This is a genomic window from Sorangium sp. So ce426, from assembly GCF_051475585.1.
Taxonomy (GTDB): domain Bacteria; phylum Myxococcota_A; class Polyangia; order Polyangiales; family Polyangiaceae; genus Sorangium; species Sorangium cellulosum_B.
This window is the reverse complement of record NZ_CP150341.1, coordinates 11,173,664-11,197,925: the sequence shown is the minus strand read 5'-3', so window position 1 is coordinate 11,197,925 and position 24,262 is coordinate 11,173,664. Positions and strand designations below refer to the sequence as shown.

Here is a 24,262-nt window from a genome sequence, read left to right as displayed (position 1 = left end):
GCATCCTACCCTTGGCGTCGACGACACCTCCACGTCGAGACGCTCCCGCCGGATAGAGAGCTGAACCACCTCTTGCGATGTGCCGGCCAACCCGCCGACACGACCGAGAAATCAACGTCCCCGTCGGGAATTCCCCTCAGGACGGCTCGGTAGAAGCCCTGTCGGCGCTTGCAAGAAAGTGGACCGCCCGGCGAAGGTTCTGCTAGGGGGGTCTATCATGATCATCGCGCTCACCGGACAGAAAGGTGGGATCGGCAAGAGCACCACGGCCGTGAGCCTCGCCGTGGCCGCGCTGGCGAGCGGCCGGCGTGTGCTGCTCGTCGACGCCGATCCCCAGGGGACCGTCCGCACGTGGGGCGACGTGGCCGCCGAGGCGGGGCACGATACGCCGACCGTCATGGCCATGGGCGCCTCGATGCACAAGCCGGGACAGCTGCCGGAAGTCGCCGCCGCGTACGACCTCACCGTCATCGACTGTCCGCCGCGCCACGGCGAGATCGCGCGATCGGCGCTGATGGTCGCCGACATCGCCGTCTACCCCTGCGGCCCCACGGCCGCGGACGCCTGGGCCCTCACCGCCGCGCTCGAGGTGTTCCGCGAGGCCGCCGCGCTGCGGAGCGCGCTCAAGGGCTGCATCCTCATCACGCGCAAGCAAGGCCGCACGGCGCTCGGCAAATCGGCGCGCGCGGTGCTCGAGACGTCGGGCCTGCCGGTGCTCTCCACGGAGCTCGGCTATCGCATCGCCTACCAGGAGTCCCTCGCCTGCGGGCAAGGGGTGACGGGCTACGCGCCGCGGGACGCCGCGGCCAGAGAGATCACCCACCTTCTCGAAGAACTGGAGAAGCTTCATCATGGCCAAAAAGCAAGTCGCGGTCTCGCTACGAAAGCCGCCGTCGCCTGAAAAGGCCGACGCGTTCGTCGCGGGGGGCGAAGGCGGCGAAGCGGCGGTCGACGTCGTGAGGTCGAAGCCCGCCGCCGATCAGCGCGCGCACGACGGCGAGAAGCCCGTCGAGGCGCGGCAGGGGCGAGAGCGAGCGCAGGAGGCGCCGCAGGAGCGAGCACCGGAGGCGCGGCCAGGCGCAGAGCCGCTCGCGGCGACGGCGCCGCAGGCAGCCAGCGCCGCCGCCGTGCCCCAGGCCGCCGCGGGGCCCCAGGCGCTCGCCACCACCTCGGAGCCGCACGCCGGCCCGCCGGTGCTCCTCGGCAACGACGGCCGCTCCCGGCGCGCGGTCACCGTCTACCTGCCCGATCCGCTCGCGGATCGGCTGCTGCTCCATTGCATCGAGAACGATCGCGACATGAGCAACCTGGTCGGCGAGGCGGTCGAGGTCCACCTCGACAAGCGCCTCGGGCCGGCGTCCGTCTCCGCGACCCCGGCTGAGGCCGCCGCCCCCCGCGAGGCGCCGCCCCCGAGCGCGAGCTACCGCACCGAACCGTTCCGTCCGGCGGACACCGGCCCGAAAGGGCGGGTCGGCCGCGTGGTCCAGGTCGGGCGGGTGCTGATGACGCTCTGGCGCCAGCGGCCGCGGGCGAGCTGATCGACCAGCGCGCATCGGCTCCGCCCGTATCGCACCTGACTGGCGCGGCCGCCTCGACGGGAGTTGACGTTCACGTCCATCTCGCCAATGAGAACCTAGGAGACAATGGACGTCGAAGAAAAACTCTTGAACATCCTCCTCGTCGAAGACGACGACGTCGACGTGATGAATGTCCGCCGGGCGTTCAAGCGGAACAACATCTCGAATCCCCTCTGGGTCGCCGGCAACGGCGTCGAGGCCCTCGAGATGCTGCGCAGCGGCGTCGTCCCGGCCGAGCGGCGGCTCATCCTGCTCGACCTGAACATGCCCAAGATGAACGGGATCGAGTTCCTGCGCGAGCTGCGGGCCGATCCCGAGCTCGGGGCCACGTCGGTCGTCGTGTTGACCACGTCGAACGACGATCGCGACAAGGTGGGAGCCTACAACCTCAACGTGGCTGGCTATCTCCTCAAGCCGGTCACGTTCCTCAGCTTCGTCGAGCTCATGGCGGCGCTCAACAAGTACTGGAGACTTGTGGAGCTACCGTAGCGGAACACATCGGCTTTCTCGTCCTTGCCGTGGCGAGGAGCGTGCCGCGCGGCGCGCGCACTCCCGCTCTCCGAGAGACAGCGCGCGTCGCGCCTTCAGGCGCGGTGTCGCGGCACCGCGCTACTTGCTGCGCTTGACGACGCCGAGCGCCTTCTGCGCCGCCTTGACGGCCGCCTGCGCCTCCTTGCCGGGGGCGCTCGAGAGCGCCGAGATGAGCGCCGTCGCGACCTCGCGCCGGCTGTGCGCGTGCACGTCCGCGAGCTTGAGGTAGAGCGGCGCCCTGTCGGCGAGATCGGCGTCGCCGCGCCGCGCCTCGATCCGCTCGACGAGGCAGGCCGCCACCGCGGTGTCGTCCATCTTCTTCAGCGCGTCGAGCGCCGCCGCGCGCTTCGCGAGCTCCGGCCGCGACTCGATGAGGTCCACAAGCGGCGTGAGCGCCACGGGGCCGAACGCGCGGATCGCGTCCGCCACGATGCCGGGCTTGTATCCGTCGGCGTAGGCCGAGAGCAGCTCGCTCAGCCCGCGGACGTCGCCGAGGAAGCCGAGCGCGTACGCGGCGATCTTCGCCTCCCGCTCGTCCACGCCGCGGCTCGCCAGCATCCGCACGAAGGTCTCGACCATCTCGACGTCGCCGAGCTGCGCGAGCGCGTAGGCGGCCTCCTCGCGCACCTCGCGGGAGGCGTCGGCGTAGAACGCGCGGCGGAACGCCGGCAGCGCGGCGAGGTCGCCGAGCTCGGAGAGCGCCTTCAGCGCCTCGAGCCGCTCCTCCTTGGTCGGCGCGGCGCCCAGCGCCTTCGCGAGCTCGTGCACGCGCCCGAGCCGCGCGGCGCGCCGCGCGCGCACCGCGTCGTTCCCCGGCCCGCCGGACGGCGCCGCGTGCGTGAGTTCGATGACGTCGAGCGCGTCGCGGGCGAGCGCCCGCAGGCCGGCGTCCTTCGCGTGCTCCGCGACCTTGCCGAGCATCGCCGTGGCCTCGGCGCGGGCCGGGCCGCCGTGCAGCACGACCGCCTGAAGCACCCGCACCGCCGTCAGCTTCGCCACGCGGCCCGCCTTCACCGTGAGCGCCTTCTCCGCGGCGGCGATCGCCTCGGCCCCGAGCGGCGCGAACGTCCTCGCGATGGTCGGCGTCGCGGTGCCGTCCGCCCAGATCGGGAAGATGCTCGCCACGAGCTCGCTCGCCGGCAGCGACGCGTAGTAGCGCGCGTGGTGGACAGCGGCGACGTAGCGGTTCATCGCGCCCGCCGCGCGCCGCCGCGCCACCTCGTCCGGGGAGAGCGTCTTGTCGGGCCGCGCCACCGCGACGCTCTCGTAGGTCGGCACGCGCTCGGTCGAGGCGCGGTCGATCTGCGTCGCGCCGGCCAGGCGGACGAGCGCCATCTCGAGCACCTGGTAGAGCTTGATGAAGTCGTCGAGCCGATCGGCCGGCTCGGGCCGCTGCGGCAGCGCCTGGAGCAGCGCGGCCTGCTTCTCGAGGCGGAGGTCGCGCAGCCGCGCGGCCAGCGGGTCCGTCGCGCGCGCGCTGAGCCCGGTCAGGCCCGTGACGAGCGCCTCGGCGAGCTCCTCGCGGACCTCGCCGAGCGCGATGGCCGCGGGCGACGCGCCCGCCTCGCGGGCGGCGGCGTTCCACGCGGAGCCCTCGAGCGGCCCGCCCCGCGCGGCGAGGCCCTGATCCAAGACAGCGCGCAGCTCCAGGCCGAGCGGCCCCTCGACGACGGCGGCGAGCGGCCACAGCGTGGGCAGCGCGGCGTCGATGCCGACGTCCCCGAGCAGCGCGCGGAGCCGCGCGTCGCGGAGCGAGCCGGCGAGCCGCTCCTCGAGCGCCGGGTCGTCGGGCAGGTGGAGCGCCTCGCCCTTGTCGTCGACCGCCGCGAGCCGCGCGCCGCGCGCGAAGAGCGTGTCGGTGAGCACCGCCACGGGCACGAGGTCGGGCGCGAAGACGTCCTTGCGGTGTTCCTGGAGCGCCGCGAGCGCCGCGCCGACGTCGGGCAGCGCCCGCGCGAGCACGGCCTCGAGGGCGCCGGCGTCGAGCGGGCGCTTGTCGCCGAGATCGCTGAAGTCGACGCGGAGCGGCGGGTAGCCCGGGTAGGTCGTCGCCCGCGCCCCGGCGAGCACCTCGCCCGCGAAGCTCCGCTTCGGCTCGGTCCGCTTCGCCAGGAACACAGGGAGGATCTGCTTCTCGCTGACGTGGCGGCCCGACTCGAGGTCGATGAACCGGCTCTCCCGGATGACGAAATCGTCGCTCGTCGTCCGCGTCGAGAAGGCGTACTCGACGAGCGTGAGGTCCCCGGCGGGCTTCCTGTCGGACGCCTTCCACGTCTTGCCGACGAGCTCCTCGACGTGGCGCTCGTCGAGCGGCTCGCCCGCGAGGTGCTTCTCCAGCTTGCGGGCGGTGAGCAGGAGATCGGCCATCACGTTGGCGTAGGCGACCGCCGGCAGCGCGCCGCGGGGGGCGCCCCGGGCCTGCCGGCCCCCCGCGGCCTGCCCGCGGAGCAGCGCGGCGAGGTCGAGCGTGCGCGCCGAGAGGCGCCGGAGGCGGTTCTCCCGGAGCGCCTCGGCGAGCTTCTCCATCTGCTCGATGCGGTCGCCCCCGATCGTCGCGACGCCGGACACGCCGAGCTCGCGCACGAGCGTGCCGACCTGCTCGACCCCGGACTTCATCATGGCCTGCGCGTTGGCGCTGCCCTTCTTCACGCTCTTGCGCGCGGTGTCCCCGCCCGGCGCGCCGGGCGGCGGCGCCTCGCTCACGGCGAACGACTCGGGCGCGCGCGCCCACGCGACGAGCAGCGCCGCCGCGTGCTTGCAGAACGCGGTGTTGAAGGTCCGCGCCGGGCAGGAGCAGCGCCCCTTGAACGCGGGCGCCGGCGCGTCGCTGTAGACGAGCGACACCTTGTAAGGCGAGGCCCCCGAGCCCTTGGCGTCGCAGAACAGCTTGTTCTCGTAGCGCGCGAGGTTCAGGAGCTGCCCGCCGTCGTAGAGCAGCGTGCCCTTCTTGAGCTCTCCCGCGTCCTGGATGAACGTCCGGAGCTCGCCGGCCCCGATGCGCTTCACGTCGCCCGGGGCCGCGCTCACGGCGCCTCCGCGGGCGAGCGCGCCAGGCGCGGCGCCGTGGGGATCTCGTCGTTCGGGAGCTGCGGATGGGCGGCCGGCATCGGGCTGGAAGCCTATCACGGGCGGCGGCGCGGGAGCTCCTCGCCATCTCCGCCCGCCTCCGCCCGATCAGGCCATCGGATCACGAGATCAGGCCCTCGGGCCCTCGATCCGTCAGGCCAGCTGTGCGCCGGCGCTGGCGCGCTCCGCCGCGGCCTCGCCGAGGCGCGGGTAGTCGATGTAGCCGCGCGGGCCCTCGGAGTAGAAGGTCGCGACGTCGGGCGCGTTGAGCGGCGCGCGGCGCGACAGGCGCTCCGGAAGATCGGGGTTGGCCAGGAAGGGCGCGCCGAAGGAGACGAGATCCGCCGCGCCGGTCCGCAGCGCTGCCTCCGCGGTCTCCAGCGTGTAGCCGCCGTTCACGACGAGGGCGCCGCGGAACCGCTCGCGGAGGAGGGGCGTCACCCGCGCCGCGGCGTCGAGCGCCTGCCCCGAGAGCGGCTCCACGACGTGCAGGTAGACGACCTTGCGCGCCGAGAGCTCGGCGGCGACGTGGCCGAAGATCGCCCTCGGATCGGAGTCGCTCATGTCGTTGAACCCGGACAGCGGCGAGACCCGCACGCCGACCCGGTCGGCGCCGAACACCCCCGTCACGGCCTCGGTGATCTCGAGCAGGAACCGCGCCCGGTTCTCGACCGAGCCGCCGTACCGATCCGTCCTCTGGTTCACGCCGTCCCGGAGGAACTGGTCGATGAGGTAGCCGTTCGCCGCGTGGATCTCGGCTCCATCGAAGCCGGCGGCCTTGGCCCGGCGCGCGCCGTCCTCGAACTGCGCGACGACGCCGGCGATCTCGCCCGTCTCCAGGGCGCGCGGGGTCGAGTACGGCTGCGGGCCCTCGGGCGTGTGCGCGTGGCCGTTGCGGATGGCGACGGCCGAGGACGAGACGGGCGCCTGCCGGTTCGGCTGGAACGAGGGGTGCGACGCCCGCCCGACGTGCCAGAGCTGAAGGAAGCCGCGCCCCCCCGCCCGGTGGATCGCGTCCGTCACGAGCCGCCACCCGGCGACCTGCGCGTCCGTGTGGATGCCAGGCGTGCGGAGATATCCCACGCCCTCCGGGGTGACCTGCGTCCCCTCGGTGACGATGAAGCCCGCAGAGGAGCGCTGCTCGTAGTACCGCGCGTTGAGCTCGGTCGGCACGTTGCCCTCGCCCGCGCGGCAGCGCGTCAGCGGCGCCATCACGAGCCGGTTCGGCAGCGAGAGGGGGCCGAGGGCGAAGGGGCTGAAGAGCAGGTCTTTGGCGGTGGTCACGATCGATGCTCCTTGCAAAGAAGATGTAGCTTCCGAAAGGGAAGTCACATCCGTTCGGCGAGCATCATGAATCTGCACTGCGCGATGTCAAGTCACTTCCCTTTTGGAAGTGGATAGGTCATGCTGGTGTCTGGGACGACACATGAAGCGCGCGTGCCAGCACCTCTGCGAGAAGTTTCAGGTCGCGATGGACGTGCTCGCGAAGCCCTGGAACGGGCTCATCATTGCGACGCTCGAGGAGGGGGCGCTGCGCTTCGGCGAGATCGGCGAGCGGCTCGACGCGATCAGCGATCGGATGCTCTCCAGCCGGCTGAAGGAGCTCGAGGCGCTGGGCCTCGTGGTGCGGCGCGTCCTGCCGGGGCCCCCCGTGCGCGTGGAGTACGAGCTGACCGACGCCGGCCGGGGATTCGGCGAGGTGGCGCAGGCGATCTCGCGGTGGGGAGAGCGGCTCGCGGTGAGCGCCGCGCGCGGCGGGGGGGCGAAGCGCGCCGCGCGGGCGGCACGAGCCGCGCCGGCGGCGAAGCGCGCGCGGGCGTCCTCCACGTCATCCACGTAGGAGCCTCCACGCAGGTCGCGTGACGAATGTCACGAAGGAGTCCGCCCGCTCCTGAGCAGCGCTCAGGCAATACCTGACGCCGCGCGCTCGTGTGGCGAGGTAGCGGCGAGGTAGCGGCGAAGTAACGAGAGGAGCGCCTCTGTCGAGCTCGAGGTTGCGCTTGCCGCTCAGGTGGAATGGTGATGTAATTCGAGGGCTTCGCATCTCGGTGGCTGTCAAAGCGGGGTGCAGATTCGTGGGATACGAGCTCAGCCGTTAGGCAGGCGAGCGCGGCGTACGAAGGTACGCGGCGACGAGCCGGTCGACGCGGATGAGCTCGCCAAATATGGAGACGCACCCCGCGGTGACGCGGAGTGTTAACGCGTGGGCGTCCCCTGGGGGTCGCGGTGGATCGCCGTATGGTACTGCAACACCAGCGCCGACCGGGGGGGATGAGGCTCGCGCACCAGTTCTGGTTGTCTCTCGTCCTCCCGATCGCGATGGCCCTCCTGCTGTATGGCATCTTCGCGTCGGCGCACCGCAAGCAGGTCCTACGGGAGGAGGCGACGGCGGAGCTCCGCAACTACGCCACACTGCTTCAGGCGTTCGTGGAGAGCGCGCTGGAGCGCAAGGACGTCGCGCTCGTCCGGCGGAGGGCAGAGGACTTCGCGAGCGCCGAGCGCATCCTTGGCATCGCCGCGTTCACCAGGGAAGGCGAGGCGATCTTCATCACGAAGGGAGTCGAGCGCGAAGCGGCGCGCCTCGAGCAGCTCGCGCACCGGGCGTTCCGTGAGGGCGGCGACATCGAGGAGGCCGCCAGCCTGACCGAGCAATCCGTGCTGCTCCGCACGGTCGCCATCCGGCCGAGCCGCGCCAATCAGCCCCTGGTCGCCGTCCTGGTGCGCGATCGTCACTACGTCGAGGTGCTGGAGAGCACGTTGAATAACGGCCTCGCGGTCACCGGCGTCGTGCTGCTGCTGATCAGCGCGGTCGTCGCCGGGCTCGTCGGGCGCTTCACGGTCGCGCTCCCGGCGCGGGCCATCCTCGCCGGGGCCGAGCGCGTCGCGAGCGGCGATCTCGACGCGGCCGTGCCCGAGCGCGGCGCGGAGGAGCTCTCTCGCCTGGCGAGCGCCTTCAACACGATGACCTGCTCTCTCCGCGAGGCGCGGGAGCGCGCCGTGCGGGAGCAGGCGGCGCGGGTGGACGGGGAGCGCAAGCTGCAGCAGGCGCAGGCGCTCGCCGCCGCGGGGCAGGTGGCGACCTCGCTCGGCCACGAGATCGGATCTCCGCTGAACGTGATCCATGGCCGCGCGCGCCGCGCGGCCGACCTGCCCGGCTGCCCGGAGCACCTGCGCGTCGAGCTGGAGACCATCGCGCGTCAATCCGAGCGGATCACGCGCGTCGTCTCTCGCCTCGTCTCCCTCGCTCGGCCGCCGAGACAGCAGCAGGCGGACAGCGATCTCAGGCGCGTCATCGACGATGTGGTCGCCTTCGTGGGCCCCGAGTGCAGGAGGCGCGGCATCGAGCCGATCGTCGTGTGCGAGGGCGCCGCGAGGGCGCGCGTCGCCCTCGACTCCGATCGTCTGTTTCAGGTCGTGTTCAATCTGTGCTTGAACGCCGTCGAGGCCCAGTGCCGCGGCGGCGAGCTCGAGGTGCGCGTCCTGCCCGAGTGTGATGGTCCAGCGGGCTCTGCCGTCGCGTGCTTCGAGGTCGCCGACGCGGGGCCGGGGATCCCCGGCGAGGATCTGCGCCGGATCTTCGACCCGTTCTTCACGACGAAGGCGGCCGGGAGCGGGCTCGGGCTCGCGATCGTCCGTGGGATCGTCGAGGAAGCCGGCGGCTCGGTGGAGGCCGTCGCCTCGTCGACAGGCGGGGCGCGTTTCCGTGTCGCGCTACCCGTGATCGTGTCCGGTTCACCGGCGAGCGTGGAAGCGAGCTCAGAGGCGAGCTCGGAGTCGAATAGAGGGGGTAGAGAGGAAGGGCAGCAAGCATGAGTGTGAGCTCACCGAGCGTATTGGTTGTCGAAGACGACGATGATCTCGGCAGGTTCGTCGTTGACATCGCCACAGACCACGGCTATCAGGCGACGCACGTGGCCGATGCGATGTCGGGCCTCGATCTGCTGCCGTCGGGGGACTTCGACCTGCTGATCACCGACATCCGCATGCCGGGGATGGATGGCATCGAGCTGATCGCGCGGGCCAAGGAGCACGACCCGTCGCTGGCGATCATCGCGATCACCGCGTTCGGCTCCGTCGAGACCGGGATCCGCGCCCTCCGCGTCGGCGCCTCCGACTACCTCTCCAAACCTTTCCGCTCCGATGAGCTAAGCTCTCGCATGCGACGCGCGCTCGAGCGCCGCGCCCGCGATATCGAGCATGCTCGTCTCCAGCGGCAAGTCGCGGAGGTCTTGCGCCGCGGTAAATCGTGAAACGGCGGTACTCCAGGGTCTCGTGACGCCGCGCTCCCCTGCGTCGACGAGGCCCGGACACCTGAAACGGGAACTAGCACTCCAGGCGCGCTATCGTCGCCGGGAAGGTGGTCATGCAATCGAACAACATCGCGGCGACCTCGAAGGACAAGCACGGGAGCGGAGCGAGCAAGAAGAAGCCGCCGCCCCGCAAGCGCGGCGCCAACGGGAGCCACCTGGATGTGCGGGAGATGCAGCTCCAGGCGGTGCTGGAGGTGCTCAAGGCGGTGAAGGCCGGCAACTTCTCCGCGCGCGTCGGCATCGGCGAGGTGCCTGGGACCATCGGTCAGATCGCCGATGAGGTGAACGACGTCGTCCAGCAGCTGCAGACCGTCGGCTCGGAGATCACGCGCGTGGCGCGCGAGGTAGGCACCGAGGGCAAGCTCGGCGCGCAGGCCGAGGTGCAGGGCGTCAGCGGGACGTGGAAGGACCTCACGGACAACGTGAATGTCCTCGCGGGCAACCTGACGAACCAGGTGCGCAACATCGCGGTCGTGACGACGGCGGTGGCGAACGGCGACCTGTCGAAGCAGATCACGGTCGAGGCGAAGGGGGAGATCCTCGAGCTGAAGAACACCATCAACAAGATGGTGGAGCAGCTGCGCGCGTTCGCGTCGGAGGTGACGCGCGTGGCGCGCGAGGTAGGCACGGAGGGCAAGCTGGGCGCGCAGGCGGAGGTGCGCGGCGTCAGCGGGACGTGGAAGGACCTCACGGACAACGTGAATGTCCTCGCGGGCAACCTGACGAACCAGGTGCGCAACATCGCGGTCGTGACGACGGCGGTGGCGAACGGCGACCTGTCGAAGCAGATCACGGTCGAGGCGAAGGGGGAGATCCTCGAGCTGAAGAACACCATCAACAAGATGGTGGAGCAGCTGCGCGCGTTCGCGTCGGAGGTGACGCGCGTGGCGCGCGAGGTAGGCACGGAGGGCAAGCTGGGCGCGCAGGCGGAGGTGCGCGGCGTCAGCGGGACGTGGAAGGACCTCACGGACAACGTGAATGTCCTCGCGGGGAACCTGACGAACCAGGTGCGCAACATCGCGGTCGTGACGACGGCGGTGGCGAACGGCGACCTGTCGAAGCAGATCACGGTCGAGGCGAAGGGGGAGATCCTCGAGCTGAAGAACACCATCAACAAGATGGTGGAGCAGCTCCGGACGTTCGCCGCGGAGGTGACGCGCGTCGCGCGTGAGGTCGGCACGGACGGCAAGCTCGGCGGCCAGGCGCAGGTGCCGGGCGTCGCCGGCACGTGGAAGGACCTCACCGACAACGTGAACCAGCTCGCGGGCAACCTGACGAACCAGGTGCGCAACATCGCCCTCGTCACGACGGCCGTCGCCAAGGGCGATCTCTCTCAGAAGATCACCGCCGAGGCGAAGGGGGAGATCCTCGAGCTGAAGGACACCATCAACAAGATGGTGGAGCAGCTGCGCGCGTTCGCGTCGGAGGTGACGCGCGTGGCGCGCGAGGTAGGCACGGAGGGCAAGCTGGGCGCGCAGGCGGAGGTGCGCGGCGTCAGCGGGACGTGGAAGGACCTCACGGACAACGTGAATGTCCTCGCGGGCAACCTGACGAACCAGGTGCGCAACATCGCCCTCGTCACGAAGGCGGTCGCGAGCGGCGACCTGTCCCAGAAGATCGCGGTCGAGGCGAAGGGGGAGATCCTCGAGCTGAAGGACACCATCAACAAGATGGTCGATCAGCTGCGCGCGTTCGCCGCGGAGGTGACGCGCGTGGCGCGCGAGGTAGGCACGGACGGCAAGCTCGGCGGCCAGGCGCAGGTGCCGGGCGTCGCCGGCACGTGGAAGGACCTCACCGACAACGTGAACCAGCTCGCGGGCAACCTGACGAACCAGGTGCGCAACATCGCCCTCGTCACGAAGGCGGTCGCGAGCGGGGACCTGTCCCAGAAGATCACGGTCGAGGCGAAGGGGGAGATCCTCGAGCTGAAGGACACCATCAACAAGATGGTCGATCAGCTGCGCGCGTTCGCCGCGGAGGTGACGCGCGTGGCGCGCGAGGTAGGCACCGAGGGCAAGCTCGGCGGCCAGGCGCAGGTGCCCGGGGTCTCCGGCACGTGGAAGGACCTGACGGAGAACGTCAACGTCATGGCCTCGAACCTCACCTCGCAGGTGCGCGGCATCGCCAAGGTCGTGACCGCGGTCGCGAACGGCGATCTCCGCCAGAAGCTCGCCCTGGAGGCCAAGGGCGAGATCGCGTCGCTGGCGGACACCATCAACGACATGACCTACACGCTCCGCGTGTTCGCCGAGCAGGTGACCACGGTCGCGCGCGAGGTCGGCATCGAGGGCAAGCTCGGCGGCCAGGCCAAGGTGCCCGGCGCGGCCGGCACGTGGAGGGACCTCACCGACAACGTGAACCAGCTCGCGGGCAACCTCACCACGCAGGTGCGCGCCATCGCCGAGGTCGCCACCGCCGTGACGAAGGGCGACCTCACGCGGGCCATCTCGGTCGAGGCGCAGGGCGAGGTCCTCCAGCTGAAGGACAACATCAACCAGATGATCTCGAACCTGCGGGACACGACGCGCGCCAACCAGGAGCAGGACTGGCTGAAGACGAACCTGGCGCGCTTCTCCGGGATGATGGCCGGGCAGCGGACGATCGAGGCGCTCTCTCGCCTCATCATGTCCGAGGTGACGCCGCTCGTGTCGGCGCAGCACGGGGCCTTCTACGTGCTCGAGTCCGAGGAGAAGTACCCGGCGCTCAAGCTCACGTCGAGCTACGCGTTCCAGAAGCGCAAGGGCATCTCCAACCGGTTCGCGCTGGGCGAGGGGCTCGTCGGGCAGTGCGGCCTGGAGAAGAAGAGCATCGTCGTCACGGATCTCCCGGACGACTACATCCGGGTGAGCTCGGGCCTCGGCGACGCGCCGCCGCGCAACATCTGCGTCCTGCCGGTGCTCTTCGAGGGCGGCCTCAAGGCGGTCATCGAGCTGGCGAGCTTCCAGAACTTCACGCCCATCCACCTCACGTTCCTCGAGCAGCTCACGCAGTCGATCGGCGTCGTGTTCAACATGATCGGCGCCAGCATGAGGACGGAGGAGCTGCTCCAGGAGCTCCAGAGGTCGAACACCGAGCTCGGCTCGCGCTCGCAGGAGCTGGAGGAGAAGGCGTCGGAGCTCGAGATCAAGAACCGCGAGATCGCGCGCGCCAGCGCCTCCCTGGAGGAGAAGGCGAGGGAGCTGTCGCGCACCTCGAAGTACAAGTCCGAGTTCCTCGCGAACATGTCGCACGAGCTGCGCACCCCGCTGAACAGCCTGCTCATCCTCGCCAGGATCCTCGCGGACAACGAGGAGCACACGCTCACGCCGAAGCAGGTCGAGTACGCGAGGACGATCGCCGCGGCGGGGCAGGACCTCCTGCAGCTCATCAACGAGATCCTCGATCTCTCGAAGATCGAGGCCGGCAAGATCGACGTGAAGACCCAGCGGGTGCTGCTCACCGAGCTGGCCGAGTACGTCGAGCGGAGCTTCCGGCAGATCGCCGAGCAGAAGGAGCTCGAGTTCTGGGTCCGGGTCGCGACCGGCGTCCCCGCGGGGATCATGACGGATCTGCAGCGGCTCCAGCAGATCCTGAAGAACCTGCTGTCCAACGCGTTCAAGTTCACGTCGTCCGGGCGGATCTCGCTCGAGATCGAGGTGGCCGGCAAGGGGCTCACGTTCAAGCGGGAGACGCTCATCAAGGCGAAGACCGTCCTGGCGTTCGCCGTCACGGACACGGGGATCGGCATCCCGACAGAGAAGCAGACGCTCATCTTCGACGCGTTCCAGCAGGCGGACGCGTCGACCAGCCGCACCTACGGCGGCACGGGGCTCGGCCTGACGATCAGCCGGGAGCTGGCCAGCCTGCTCGGCGGGGAGATCTCGCTGAACAGCACGCCCGGGCTCGGCAGCAAGTTCACCCTGTACCTGCCGGCGGAGCGGACGGAGCCGAAGGCGACGAGGCCGGCGCGCGCCGAGCTGCCCGAGCCGGTCGCGCCGCTCCTCACGAACGGCGCCTCCTCGGTCGCGCTCGCCGGGCGCAGCGTGCTTGTCATCGACGACGACGCGCGCAACGTCTTCGCCATCACGAGCCTGCTCGAGCGGCGCGGGGCGCACGTGGTCCTGGCCGAGAACGCGAGGCACGGTATCGAGATCTTGCGCGAGGCCGATTCGTCCATCGATGTCGTCCTCATGGACATCATGATGCCCGAGCTCGACGGCTACGAGGCGACGCGGGAGATCCGGAGCGATCCTCGCTTCAACGAGCTGCCGATCATCGCGGTGACGGCCAAGGCGATGCCGGAAGATCGACAGAAGTGCCTGGACGCCGGCCTGAACGATTTCGTGGCCAAGCCGGTGGACGAGGGGCGGCTGATGTCGACCATCCTGCACTGGGTGCGGCCGGATTGAGCCGCGGAGCCGTACCGTGTCCACCCCGCCCGCGACGACCAGCATTCTCCTTGTCGACGATCAGCCGGAGAACCTGACGGCGCTCCGGGCGATCCTTGCCGACGAGAGCTACCGGCTCGTGACCGCCGCGAGCGGGAAGGACGCGCTCCTCAGGATCCTGTCCGAGGATTTCGCCGTCATCCTGCTCGACGTGCGGCTGCCCGACATCGACGGCTTCGAGGTCGCCTCGCTCGTGAAGCAGCGGGAGCGGTCGCGCCACACGCCGATCATCTTCCTGACGGCGGCGACGGACGATCTCGCGGCCATTTACAGGGCGTACGCGGTGGGCGGCGTCGACTACCTCCTGAAGCCGCTCGAGCCGGAGGTCGTCCAGGCGAAGGTCGCCGTGTTCGTCGAGCTCCACCGGCGCGGCGAGCAGATCAAGGAGCAGGCGGAGCTCCTGCGCCAGGCCGAGCAGCGGCGGCGCGACGCCGAGGTCGAGGACCTCCGGCGCGCCGCGCAGGCGAGGTACCAGAACCTGGCCGACGCCATCCCGCAGTGCGTCTTCACGGCGAAGCTCGACGGCGGCATCGATTACGTGAGCTCGCGCTGGCTGGAGTACACGGGGCTCGCGTTCGAGGCGCTCCGCGGCTGGGGCTGGCAGGCCGCTGTGCACCCGAACGATCTGAACCAGTTCGTCAGCAAGTGGCGGCGCTGCCTGGAGTCGGGTGAGCCCTTTCAGGGCGAGTGTCGCCTCAGGTCGATTCACGGCGTTTACCGATGGCATCTGTGCCGGGCGGTCCCGGAGCGGGACGTCTGGAAGCGGGTGGTCGCCTGGCTCGGCAGCTTCACGGACATCGACGACAGCAAGCGCCACGAGCAGGAGCGCCTGCACCTCCTGACGCGCGAGCGGGCGGCCCGCGCCGAGGCCGAGGCCGCGGTGCGCCGCTCGGAGATCCTCGCGGAGGCGTCGAGCTCGTTCTCGGCGTCGCTCGACGAGGACAGCGTCACGGCGGCGCTCGTGCGCATCTCCGCGGAGCGCGTCTGCACCTGGTGCGTGCTCGACCTGCGCGAGGAGGGCGGCGCGCGCCGGCTCGCGGCCGCGCACAGGGCCCGCGACGCGGCGCGGTTCATGGCGCGGTTCGGTCCGCGGGAGCTCGCCTTGACCGCGGACGGCGTCGGCGCGGTGCTCACGACCGGCCGCCCCGACCTGCGCGTCGAGTGCGCTCCGCGCGACGTCGCGGCGGCGCTCGACATCGACGATCCCGCCGTGATCCAGGAGATCGGCGCCAGCAGCTACCTGTGTGTGCCGCTCGTCACGCGCGGCGAGGTGCTCGGCGCGCTCAGCATGGTGTGGGTCGAGCCGGGCGAGCGCTTCGAGCCGCCCGATTTCGCGGTCGCCCTCGACATCGCGCAGCGCGCGGCGCTCTGCCTCGAGAACGCCCGGCTGCTGCGGATGACGCGCGAAGCCGTGCAGATCCGCGAGGATTTCGTGGCGGTCGCCTCGCACGAGCTGAGGACGCCGCTCAGCGCGCTGGTGCTCCAGGTCCAGGGCCTCACCCGCGCCCTCCACCGCGCGGACGGCGGGCTGCCGGCGGAGCAGGTGCTGGCGAAGCTCTCCCAGGCCGGCGGGCAGATCGACCGGCTCACGCGGCTCATCGACACGCTGCTCGACGTGGCGCGCATCAACAGCGGCCACCTCGAGCTCAGCCTCGACGACGTGGATCTGTGCGACGTGGCGCGCGACGTGGCGGGCCGCCTCGAGGCCGAGCTGGAGCGGGCCGGCTGTACGCTCGACCTGGACATGCCGGTGACCGCGGTCGGCCGGTGGGACCGCCTGCGCATCGATCAGGTGATCACCAACCTGCTCGTGAACGCCATCAAATACGGGCGGGGCAAGCCGATCCAGGTGCGCATCTCGGTGGATGGGCGGTCCGCGGTGCTCCAGGTGGCAGATCAGGGCATCGGGATCGCTCAGGAGTACATCGCCCGGATCTTCGGGCGCTTCGAGCGGGCGGCGCCCACCAGCTCGTATGGCGGGCTGGGCGTCGGGCTGTACATCGTGGACCAGATCCTGAGGGCCCACGGCGGCAGCATCCAGGTGGAGAGCGCCCCGGGCATGGGGGCGAGGTTCCAGGTGGCGTTGCCGCTCCCGCCCCGAGCGGCTGGTCCGTCCGGGCCCCTGGGCGAGCGCCCTGGATCGCCGTTGACCGGTCCCGCCGGCTGAGAGGCGCTCTCCGAGCTCACCTGGCGCCCGCGGAGGCAGGGATGCGGTCGCGCTGCGCCACCGTTGCAACCGGTGGTTTCAACCGTGAAAGACGCCTCACGGCCCCCCTGGGAAAAGCGGCGATGCCGGCATCCGGCCATCGTTGGCCTGCATCGTGCAACAAGCTCGTGACAGAGCGCCCGGTGCGACACCCGGGGGCAGTCCCTCGCCGATCACCACGGAGACACGGAGGCACGGAGCGAACCCAGACCCGTGCCTTCGTGCCTCCGTGGTGCCTGCGTGCATCCGCCGTGAGAGGCGGAAGGCGAGCGGATCTCCCGGGTGGACAAGTTCACGTCCGGACGGGCGCTCAGGGCTCGTGATCTTCGCACTGCGACGCTGCGTAAAAGATCAAAACGGTTTATAGGTGATGAGCCCTCGCTGAGCGACGTGATCAGTCCGCCAAACATATCGGTAGTTCAAGTGAAACTTTCTATCAGCCTAGTTGGCCCCTCGATCAGCGCCGTGGACAGCGCGGGTCCCCTCCTGGTCAAGACACCCTCTCTCGAAGAGGTGGTTCGGGCTGCCGGGGCCCGTCGGCGGGTCTCTGCGACCGCTGCCCGGGGCGCCACGTCCCGGAAGCGCGCCGCCGCCCGTCGGACGGACGAGCGCTCGGCGAAGGCGACCCGCCGCGCGCGGTGACCGCCGCTCGGCGGCGCGAGGGGCGACGGAGGCACAGACGACGCAGAGGAAGGGAAAGAACCTCTGTGTCCTCTGTGCCTCCGTCGTCTTTGTGCCCCCGCCGGGCGCTCAGCGCGCCTCGGCGTCGAGCAGCGGGCCGAGGTCCTGACCTCGCATGAGCCGCTCTACCACCTTGACGAGGAGCTTCGGGGTGCAGCCGAAGCACGGGGTCCCGAGGGCGGCGAGCTTCTGCGCCATGTCGTGGTCGTACGAGGGTTTGCCGCTGTCGGACAGCGCGAGCAGGCAGATCGACTTCACCTTGCTGTCGGCGAGCTGGCGCATGCGGGCGAGGAGCTCCTCGGCGTTGCCGCCCTCGAACAGGTCGGTGATCAGGATGAACAGCGTCTTCTCGGGGCGCTCGATGAAGTTCGCCTGGGCGTAGGCCACGGCGCGGTTGATGTCGGTGCCGCCGCCGAGCTGCGCCGTGAACAGCACGTCGACCGGATCGACGAGCATCGGAGTCACGTCGACGACCTCGGTGTCGAAGAAGAGGAGCCGAGTGCGGAGGACGTCGAGGGACGCGAAGATCGCGGCCATGATGGAGCTGTAGACGACGCTCTCGCCCATGGAGCCCGACTGGTCGACGAGGATCGCGACGTCCCACTCGTGTCTCCGCGTCTGGTTCGCCCAGAAGTAGAGCTTGTCCGGGACGAGGCGGCGCCGCTCCGCGTCCCATCCTCTGAGGTTCTTGCGGATGGTGCGCTTCCAGTCGAGGTTCCTGAGGACGCGGAGCGGGCTCGTCGTGTTTCGCCGCAGGGCGCCGAGGACGGCGGTGCGGATCTCGGACTCCAGCGCGCGGCGCACCTCCTCGACGACCTCGCGCACGATCTGCCGGGCGGTCTCCCGGGTGGCGTCGGGGATGAGGCCCTTCGCGCTCATGAGGGTGGCGACGAGCTCGACGTTCTTCTCGAGGAAGGGCAGCGTCTCGGGCTCGAAGAGCAGCTGCGTCAGCCCTCGTTTCTCGATGGCGTCCTTCTGGACGAGCGCGACGATGTCGTGGCTGAAGAACTCGCGCACCGCGGAGAGCCACTCGGGGACGTACGGCCGCGAGCCGCCGAGGTTGCCGGCGCGCTCGTCGTAGATGAACGAGAGGGCCTTGTCGAGGTCGCCGAGCCGCCGCGGATCGACGTGAAGAGCGGACGCCCCGCCGCCGAGCCCCCCGAGGGAGAGCCGAGGATCGACGCGCTCTGCCTCCGGCCCGAGCGCGAGCCGCCAGCGCAGGAGGGCGTCGCGGTCGCCGTCGGTGAGGTCATCCGTCGCGCCGGCGAGGGGGGGAGGCGGAGGGGCTTTCTTGGGGGTGCGGGCGCTCATCGCTGTAGGGTGTCGGAGGGATCGCGAGCTCTCCAGAGAGCCTGTCTGGCGGGAGCCCGATGAGCCGCCCCGCGGCGCGAGCAGCGAGCGGCCGCGAGCGCCGTGCGCGCGTGCCGCACGGCGGCAGGATAGGGGGCGTGGCCGCCGGGCACAAGGAGGACGGCGCGGCGGAGCGCGGCGGCGCTGCCGGGCTCCGCCGGCGCGGCGGAGCTACGCCTTCGGAGCCCCGACGGTGAACTCCCAGACGAACTTCCCCTTTCCTTGCCTCTCGTCCGGCGGGGTGAGGACGAGCCCGTCGATCGACTTCACGACGCAGCTCGCCACATCGTCCGACGCGGTGGTGCCGGCGGGGTCGACGGCGACCTCCGTGATGCGGCCGCTGTCCTCGAGCACCGTGAACGCGACGGTGACCTTGCCCTGCGCGCGGGGGTTCCGCGCGAGCTCCGCGTCGTAACACGCGCTGATCTCGTCGCGCCTCGTCTCGAGCAGCGCGGCCGTATCGTCTCGGTACATCTCGGCGTTCCGCACTGCGAAGGAGCAGCCCGCGGACGCGATCGCCAGAACCATCATGGTGAGACCCGACAACCACTGCTTCATGCTCGCCTCCTTGCGGGGAGCGCCGCTCGCGGGCGGCTTCGGACCGGCCTTCATTTCGCGGCGTCCGCGGTCTTCTCCGCGGTGTCCTGCTCGACGATGTTGAACTCGACGCGGCGGTTCTTCTCGCGCCCCTCGGGCGTGTCGTTGTCCGCGATGGGCTTCGATTTGCCGAAGCCCTTGGCGGTGAGCATGCCGGCGGCGATCCCGTGGTCGACGAGGTACTTCATCACGGCTTTGGCGCGGCGGTCCGAGAGCTTCAGGTTGTGATCCTCCGACCCCTCGGCGCTCGCGTGGCCCTCGATGGCGATCTTCTTGATGTGCGTGTGCTTCTTGATCGTGCCGACGACCTCGTCCAGCAAGCTGTGGGACTCCGTCCGGATCGTCGCCTGGTCGTACTCGAACTGGATCTTCTCGTTGATGACGATCTTGTCGTCCGTCACGACCACGCGCTCCGGCGGGGGCGGCGGCGGCGGCGGGGGCGGCGCGGGCGGCCGGCCCACGACGGCGAGCGCCTTCCCTCCTTCGAACGTGGTGACGCCGCCGCAGGCGATCGGGCCCAGGGCCATCGCCGCGAGCACGGCGCCGGCGACCCAGGGCCCGAGGCCCGTGGCTCGCCGCGCGACGAGCCAGCGACGGGGGCTCGGGCGGCTCGTCACATCTCGTTTATCGTCGATATCGTTCATGATCGCGTCTCCATGGCCCGCTGTCACGGGCCCAGGCCACCGGGGCGCTCTGCGTCGCCCCTCGATGAAACCGCGGGAATCGGCAGGCCGGAGCGCGTCGCGCGCAGGAACTCCGCGAGCGACGTGAGCGCGTGGAGATCGCCGGGCGCGAGGGCGCTCGCCGCCGCGTCGAGCCGCTGGCGAGCCGAGTCGGCGGCGCGAGATCCCCTCGGCTCAGCGCTTTCGCTGGGCCACGCATGCTCGAACGAAGCCGGTATCAGGCCGCGGGTGTGAAACCACGCGAGGATGGTGGCACGGATCTGCGCGAGCCGGAAGACGCGCCAGCGTCGGAGCTGCTCGGGCCTGCCAGCGAGCGCGGCCTTGAACCGCCGAAACGATCCCCGCCCCTGGAGGCACTGCAGGAGCAGCAGCTGGAGCTCGAGGTCGTCGACCGTCGGGATGAACGCCTGCAGCCATCGGTACTGCTCCGGCGCGCCGATGGCGTCGACGCGCACGCAGCCCGGATCCGCCTCGATGCGCGCGCGCGTGTCCGGGTCGGCGAGCCCGTCGACCAGCCGGATCACCGCGCCTGTCTCGAGGTGAAGGAAATAGCGGATGTGCCGAGCATTGTTGTCGAAGGCGTTCGCGAGGGCGTTCCAGTCGACAGGGATGCTCCGGTTCGCAGCGGCGGACTCCGTCGTTGTGGTGCTCATCTGCGCGACCGGCCGGCAGGCAGCTCGCATGCCAGTCGCGCAGGAGGCGCGCGGCCGCGCGGCGCGCCTGGGAGCGTGTTTTCCGCCAGCAGCCGCGGGTGTCGCGTTGTGCAACAGGCCGACGAGGAGCGGAGTCGCGCCCCCTGGGAGGCCGCGGCGCGCGCTCGACCAGGCGCGGCGGCGCGGCGGCGCGGCGGCGCGCCTTGTCGAGCACGCGGCCGGGCGCTGCTGCGGGGCCGCCGGGCGGATCACGGCTTCGGGTCGCTCGAGCGGCCTCCGCGCATGCCGTACCGCTCGAGCTTCCGGTAGAGGGTCGCCCTGTCGAAGCCCAGGATCTGCGCCGCCTGGCTCTTGTTCCCGCCGACCACCTCCAGGACGCGCAGGATGTAGCGCCGCTCGACCTCCTCCATGGGGACGAGCTCGGTCGGGTCGTCGCTCGAGACAAGGACGTGGGAGCGCCGGTACGTGCGGATCTTCTCGGGCAGGTCGTCGACGGTGATGTGATCGTACCGCGCGAGCGCGACCGCCCGCTCGATGCAGTTCTGGAGCTCGCGCACGTTGCCGGGCCACGCATAGGCCATGAGCTTCTCCGCCGCGGGCGCCGAGAGGCCCTGGATGGGCCTCGCCTTGACGGTCGCGAAGTGCTCGAGGAAATGCTGCGCGAGCAGCAGCACGTCGGCGCCGCGGGAGCGGAGCGGCGGCAGGTCGACGTGGACCACGTTGATCCGGTAGTAGAGATCCTCGCGGAAACGGCGCTCTTCGATCGCTGTCTCGAGGTCGCGGTTCGTCGCGGCGATGAGCCGGACGTCCACCGGGAGCTCCTCGTCGGCGCCGACGGGCCGGACGACGCGCTCCTGGAGGGCGCGCAGGAGCTTCGGCTGGAGCCCGATCGGCAGCTCGCCGATCTCGTCGAGGAACAGGGTTCCGCCGTGGGCCCGCGCGAACAGGCCGCTCCTGGCCCCTTTGGCGTCGGTGAACGCGCCCCGCGCGTGGCCGAAGAGCTCGCTCTCGAGGAGGGCGTCCGGGACGGCGGCGCAATTGACCGCCACGAACGCGCCCTCGCTCCGCCGGCTGCGCTGGTGCACGGCGCGGGCGACGAGCTCCTTGCCGGTCCCGCTCTCTCCCGTGATGAGGATCGACGTGTCCGAGTCGGCGATGCGATCGAGCAGGTCGAACACGCTCCTCATCACAGGGCTGCCGCTGAGGATCTGCTCGTAGCCGCGGGCGTCGGCCACGGCGCGCCGCAGGCGGCGCACCTCCTCGCGGAGGGCGCGGTGGCGCAGGGCGCGCTCCACGGTGAGCCGGAGCGCCTCGAGCTCGAACGGCTTGGTCACGAAGTCGTACGCGCCGGCGCGGATGGCGGACGTGGCGGTGTCGAGGCTCCCGAACGCGGTGATGACGATGACCGGGAGATCGGGCCTGTTCTGGACGATCCGCTCGCAGAGATCGAGGCCGCTCATGCCGCGCATGGTCATGTCGGTGATCACGACGTCGAAGTCCTCCACGCCGAGGAGCTCGAACGCCTCGGCGGCCGACGTTCGCCACGCCGTCCGGAACCCGCGCTTCTTGAGCCCGGCGTCGAGGAGCTCGCAGACGCCGCGCTCGTCATCGACGATAAGGACGCGCCCTGTCATGAGTTCCCCCGCGGCAGCATCATCGTGAAGCGACTCCCGGAGCCCACCCGGCTGTCGACGTGGATCCAGCCGCCGTGCTCCTTGATGATGCCGTAGGCGACCGACAGGCCGAGCCCGGTCCCTTCGCCCACGGGCTTTGTCGTGAAGAACGGCTCGAAGATGTGCTCCAGGACGTCGGCCGGCATGCCTTGCCCCTCGTCACGAACGGACAGCGCGACATACTCTCCCTCGGCCCCTCCCTGGTCGGCCGGGGGACTGGCGCGCTCTGCCCGGAGGCCGACGGTCAACGTGCCGCCGGACGGCATGGCCTGGATCGCGTTGACCACCACGTTGGTGAGCGCCTGCTGGAGCTGATCGGCGTCGGCGTGGACGACCAGCTCCGGCGTGTCTCCTTCCTGGACCATCGTGACGCCCTGCTTCTCGGCCAGCGGCCTCAGCATGACGAACGTGCTGTGAATGACGCTCCTCAGGGGGGTCTCCTGCTTCTCTGCGCTGCGGCGCCGGGCGAAATCGAGCAGCTGGCGGATGATCTGCGTCATCCGCTGCGACTGCTCGAGGATGATCTGCCCGTTGGCCGGCACCTCATCTCCCGTGACGTCCCCGTCCACCAGCATGCGCGCGCGCCCCGCGATGATCTGGAGGGGCGCTCCCAGCTCGTGTGCGATCCCCGACGCGAGCTTTCCGACCGTGGCCAGCCGCTCGGCGTGGCGGAGCTGCTGGAGCGCGGCGAGCCGCGCGGTCGCCTCGGACTCGAGCTTCCGGTTCGCCGCGGCGAGGCGATCACACATCGCGTCCATCTCCCGTCCGAGCTCGCCGATCTCGTCCTCCTGGCGCAGCGACAGGCGCCGGGAGAGATCGCCCGCGCCGATCCGCCGCGCCTGATCGATCAGCGTGCGCATGGGACGTCCCACCAGGCCGACTCCGAGGGACGTCGCGAGCAACCCGCATACCAGCGTCAGAGCGGCCGTCGTGACCGCCGTGTTCAGGATCATGCCGTGGATGGTGCGGCGGGCTCCCGCCAGCGACTCGGAGAGCTCCAGCGCGCCGACGCGGTCGCCGGTCACCGGCACTGGCACGCATGTGACGAGCACGTCCGCGTCTTCGCGAGGGAGCCTGTGCACGACCGCCTGCCCTCGCGAGACGGGGACGAGCAGCTCCGGCGCGAGGCGGGGCCGATGGGCGTCATCCGCCTGCGCGTCGAGCCAGACCCACCGGAGGTCCACCTGCCTCTCGCGCTCGTTGGCGTCCTCGACGAGGCGCAGCGCCCGCGCGGGCCCTTCCGTGCGCCACACCCCCGTGATGGCGGCGGCCAGCGCGCGGCCCATCGCGTGATGGTCCCGCTGGACGTCGTTCTCGAAGGTCTTGGACTCTCTGCGGATCTGCACGTAGGCGCTCAGCGCGAGCACAAGGAAGACCCCGAACACCAGGGCGAGCGTCAGCTTGCGCGCCAGCTTCATGCCCGACGTCGTAGCGCAGGTGGCGCGCGGCGAGCCAACGCCGCTCGACGCCGCCGCAAAGTACGACATGCCGCATTTTGCGGCACCGGCGATGGCCCGCGCGCGCGACGCGCGGGCCGCCGGAGCGCGCTCCCCTGCGGAGCCTGGTTGGCCGCTCCGGGAGGACCTGTTACCGCGGCGTGGCGGGCGCCTTCTCCGGGCAGCAGAACAGGTGATCTGGCACCAGCATGGCGCAGCCGTCTTTCCAGGGGTCGTCAGGCGCGTAGTCCGTCCGGTTCTCCGCTGGATAGAAGTACGCTTTGGGCTTCGATGGATCCGCGCAGGCGCCGTCGCGCTCCGGCGCCGCCTCGCGGCCCTTCGGCGCGCCGGTGACCCTGGAGCAGGCCGCGAGCGCGGCGCCCGCCACGAGGAGCACGAGGAGCGCCGAGACGGGCTTATGCACCCACGGCGACGGGCGACCGGGCTGTCGCCGCGGACATGGCTGTTGTCGAGAGCTGCCCATGGCCGCGCCCTCCGGGGGCATGAACATCAGGGGGTGCATTGGGCCTGCGGGGGGTGCGATTTCAAGAGCTCGCAGGACGTGAGAGAGCAGCCGAGGCTCGCACAGGCCGCTTCGAAGCCAGGGTAGCAGCAGCCGGCGGCGAAGACCTCGCGGGCGACGCAGTCGACGAAGTCCTGAGCAGGTCGGGCTGGAGCCGCGCATCGCGCCGGCCTGGCGGGCGGCGGGAGGTCCGCTCTGGGCGCGTGACCGGGAGCAGGGCTCTGGTCGGGATCGGAAGTCGGCGCGCCGCCGGTCGCGGGCTCGGGCCCTCGGGCCGGCTCCTGCTCGGGGGCCGGCTCCTGCTCGGGGGCCGCCTCCGGGCCGGGCCCTCGCTCCGCGATCGAGCCTGGCCCTCGGCCGGGCGGAGCGTCCGGGGTCGCGGCCGAGGTCGTCGGGCTCGGCGTGCTCGTGCAGTGAACGAGGAGCAGAAGAAGGGAGAGCGACCGTCCGAGGGCGAGCGCCTGGAACGATGCGATCTTCCGCGTCATCAAGGGAGCATTGCACGATGGCCTGCGCGAAACCAGGGGAGCCCGCGCCGTACGCGCGCTC

Annotated in this window: 17 protein-coding genes and 1 pseudogene; 8 read left to right on the top strand and 10 right to left on the bottom strand. The window is 70.8% G+C overall.

What is annotated here, in order from left to right; translation table 11 throughout:
* Positions 1–217 precede the first annotated feature (217 nt).
* The 3 genes from parA to WMF44_RS42000 all read left to right on the top strand — a co-directional run bounded on the left by parA (position 218) and on the right by WMF44_RS42000 (position 2,066).
* Positions 218–901 carry a ParA family partition ATPase gene (parA, locus tag WMF44_RS42010; RefSeq protein WP_437295674.1) on the top strand — a complete coding sequence of 228 codons (684 nt, stop codon included), beginning with the start codon at positions 218–220 and terminating at the stop codon, positions 899–901.
* Positions 852–1,538: a hypothetical protein gene (locus WMF44_RS42005; protein WP_437295673.1), complete on the top strand. Its 687-nt coding sequence runs from the start codon at positions 852–854 to the stop codon at positions 1,536–1,538. The genes parA and WMF44_RS42005 overlap by 50 nt, the downstream gene beginning before the upstream one ends.
* Before the next feature lie 105 nt (positions 1,539–1,643).
* On the top strand, positions 1,644–2,066 hold the full coding sequence (locus tag WMF44_RS42000) for a response regulator (RefSeq protein ID WP_012240421.1): 423 nt from the start codon (positions 1,644–1,646) through the stop codon (positions 2,064–2,066).
* 120 nt (positions 2,067–2,186) lie between these two features.
* Here the strand turns inward: WMF44_RS42000 and WMF44_RS41995 are convergent, their stop codons facing one another.
* Positions 2,187–5,135 (bottom strand): HEAT repeat domain-containing protein, encoded by a 2,949-nt coding sequence (locus WMF44_RS41995; protein WP_437295672.1) that lies wholly within the window; start codon positions 5,133–5,135, stop codon positions 2,187–2,189.
* Positions 5,136–5,327: 192 nt separating this feature from the next.
* Positions 5,328–6,458, bottom strand: coding sequence for an alkene reductase (locus tag WMF44_RS41990; RefSeq protein ID WP_437295671.1), 1,131 nt, complete (start codon positions 6,456–6,458; stop codon positions 5,328–5,330).
* Between the two features lie 142 nt (positions 6,459–6,600).
* Here WMF44_RS41990 and WMF44_RS41985 point away from each other — a divergent pair, with 142 nt between their 5' ends.
* The 5 genes and pseudogenes from WMF44_RS41985 (at position 6,601) to WMF44_RS41965 (ending at position 16,078) form a co-directional block, all read left to right on the top strand.
* Positions 6,601–7,014, top strand: a complete 414-nt coding sequence (locus WMF44_RS41985) for a winged helix-turn-helix transcriptional regulator (RefSeq protein ID WP_437295670.1) — start codon at positions 6,601–6,603, stop codon at positions 7,012–7,014.
* Between the two features lie 398 nt (positions 7,015–7,412).
* The gene (locus WMF44_RS41980) at positions 7,413–8,987 is read left to right on the top strand and encodes an ATP-binding protein (protein ID WP_437295669.1); all 1,575 of its coding nucleotides are present in this window, start codon (positions 7,413–7,415) and stop codon (positions 8,985–8,987) included.
* Complete coding sequence (locus WMF44_RS41975; RefSeq protein WP_437295668.1) at positions 8,984–9,424, top strand: response regulator; 441 nt, start codon at positions 8,984–8,986, stop codon at positions 9,422–9,424. Before WMF44_RS41980 ends, WMF44_RS41975 begins: the two co-directional genes overlap by 4 nt.
* Before the next feature lie 314 nt (positions 9,425–9,738).
* Positions 9,739–13,872: pseudogene (locus WMF44_RS41970) on the top strand (HAMP domain-containing protein); the annotation flags it as partial.
* Between the two features lie 16 nt (positions 13,873–13,888).
* Positions 13,889–16,078 (top strand): ATP-binding protein, encoded by a 2,190-nt coding sequence (locus WMF44_RS41965; RefSeq protein ID WP_437295667.1) that lies wholly within the window; start codon positions 13,889–13,891, stop codon positions 16,076–16,078.
* A 789-nt stretch (positions 16,079–16,867) separates the two neighbouring features.
* On the opposite strand, the gene WMF44_RS41960 is transcribed toward WMF44_RS41965, so the two are convergent.
* From WMF44_RS41960 to WMF44_RS41925, 8 genes are all read right to left on the bottom strand, one after another.
* Positions 16,868–18,109 carry a VWA domain-containing protein gene (locus tag WMF44_RS41960; protein ID WP_437295666.1) on the bottom strand — a complete coding sequence of 414 codons (1,242 nt, stop codon included), beginning with the start codon at positions 18,107–18,109 and terminating at the stop codon, positions 16,868–16,870.
* 210 nt (positions 18,110–18,319) lie between these two features.
* Positions 18,320–18,706, bottom strand: coding sequence for an AgmX/PglI C-terminal domain-containing protein (locus WMF44_RS41955; protein WP_437295665.1), 387 nt, complete (start codon positions 18,704–18,706; stop codon positions 18,320–18,322).
* 50 nt (positions 18,707–18,756) lie between these two features.
* Positions 18,757–19,389: an OmpA family protein gene (locus WMF44_RS41950; protein ID WP_437295664.1), complete on the bottom strand. Its 633-nt coding sequence runs from the start codon at positions 19,387–19,389 to the stop codon at positions 18,757–18,759.
* A gap of 23 nt (positions 19,390–19,412) precedes the next feature.
* Entirely contained in the window at positions 19,413–20,081 is a 669-nt protein-coding gene (locus WMF44_RS41945; RefSeq protein WP_437295663.1) for a UPF0158 family protein, read from the bottom strand.
* A gap of 248 nt (positions 20,082–20,329) precedes the next feature.
* The gene (locus WMF44_RS41940) at positions 20,330–21,715 is read right to left on the bottom strand and encodes a sigma-54-dependent transcriptional regulator (protein ID WP_437295662.1); all 1,386 of its coding nucleotides are present in this window, start codon (positions 21,713–21,715) and stop codon (positions 20,330–20,332) included.
* Positions 21,712–23,172 (bottom strand): sensor histidine kinase, encoded by a 1,461-nt coding sequence (locus WMF44_RS41935; RefSeq protein WP_437295661.1) that lies wholly within the window; start codon positions 23,170–23,172, stop codon positions 21,712–21,714. The genes WMF44_RS41940 and WMF44_RS41935 overlap by 4 nt, the downstream gene beginning before the upstream one ends.
* A 169-nt stretch (positions 23,173–23,341) precedes the next feature.
* Positions 23,342–23,614 (bottom strand): hypothetical protein, encoded by a 273-nt coding sequence (locus WMF44_RS41930; protein WP_437295660.1) that lies wholly within the window; start codon positions 23,612–23,614, stop codon positions 23,342–23,344.
* A gap of 86 nt (positions 23,615–23,700) precedes the next feature.
* Entirely contained in the window at positions 23,701–24,201 is a 501-nt protein-coding gene (locus tag WMF44_RS41925; protein WP_437295659.1) for a hypothetical protein, read from the bottom strand.
* Positions 24,202–24,262 lie beyond the last annotated feature (61 nt).

Coding starts and splice junctions, on each gene's coding strand:
- parA (WP_437295674.1), top strand. CDS start 218: ATGATCATCGCGCTCACCGGACAGAAAGGTGGGATCGGCAAGAGCACC.
- WMF44_RS42005 (WP_437295673.1), top strand. CDS start 852: ATGGCCAAAAAGCAAGTCGCGGTCTCGCTACGAAAGCCGCCGTCGCCT.
- WMF44_RS42000 (WP_012240421.1), top strand. CDS start 1,644: ATGGACGTCGAAGAAAAACTCTTGAACATCCTCCTCGTCGAAGACGAC.
- WMF44_RS41985 (WP_437295670.1), top strand. CDS start 6,601: ATGAAGCGCGCGTGCCAGCACCTCTGCGAGAAGTTTCAGGTCGCGATG.
- WMF44_RS41980 (WP_437295669.1), top strand. CDS start 7,413: ATGGTACTGCAACACCAGCGCCGACCGGGGGGGATGAGGCTCGCGCAC.
- WMF44_RS41975 (WP_437295668.1), top strand. CDS start 8,984: ATGAGTGTGAGCTCACCGAGCGTATTGGTTGTCGAAGACGACGATGAT.
- WMF44_RS41960 (WP_437295666.1), bottom strand. CDS start 18,109: ATGAGCGCCCGCACCCCCAAGAAAGCCCCTCCGCCTCCCCCCCTCGCC.
- WMF44_RS41955 (WP_437295665.1), bottom strand. CDS start 18,706: ATGAAGCAGTGGTTGTCGGGTCTCACCATGATGGTTCTGGCGATCGCG.
- WMF44_RS41950 (WP_437295664.1), bottom strand. CDS start 19,389: ATGAACGATATCGACGATAAACGAGATGTGACGAGCCGCCCGAGCCCC.
- WMF44_RS41945 (WP_437295663.1), bottom strand. CDS start 20,081: ATGAGCACCACAACGACGGAGTCCGCCGCTGCGAACCGGAGCATCCCT.
- WMF44_RS41940 (WP_437295662.1), bottom strand. CDS start 21,715: ATGACAGGGCGCGTCCTTATCGTCGATGACGAGCGCGGCGTCTGCGAG.
- WMF44_RS41935 (WP_437295661.1), bottom strand. CDS start 23,172: ATGAAGCTGGCGCGCAAGCTGACGCTCGCCCTGGTGTTCGGGGTCTTC.
- WMF44_RS41925 (WP_437295659.1), bottom strand. CDS start 24,201: ATGACGCGGAAGATCGCATCGTTCCAGGCGCTCGCCCTCGGACGGTCG.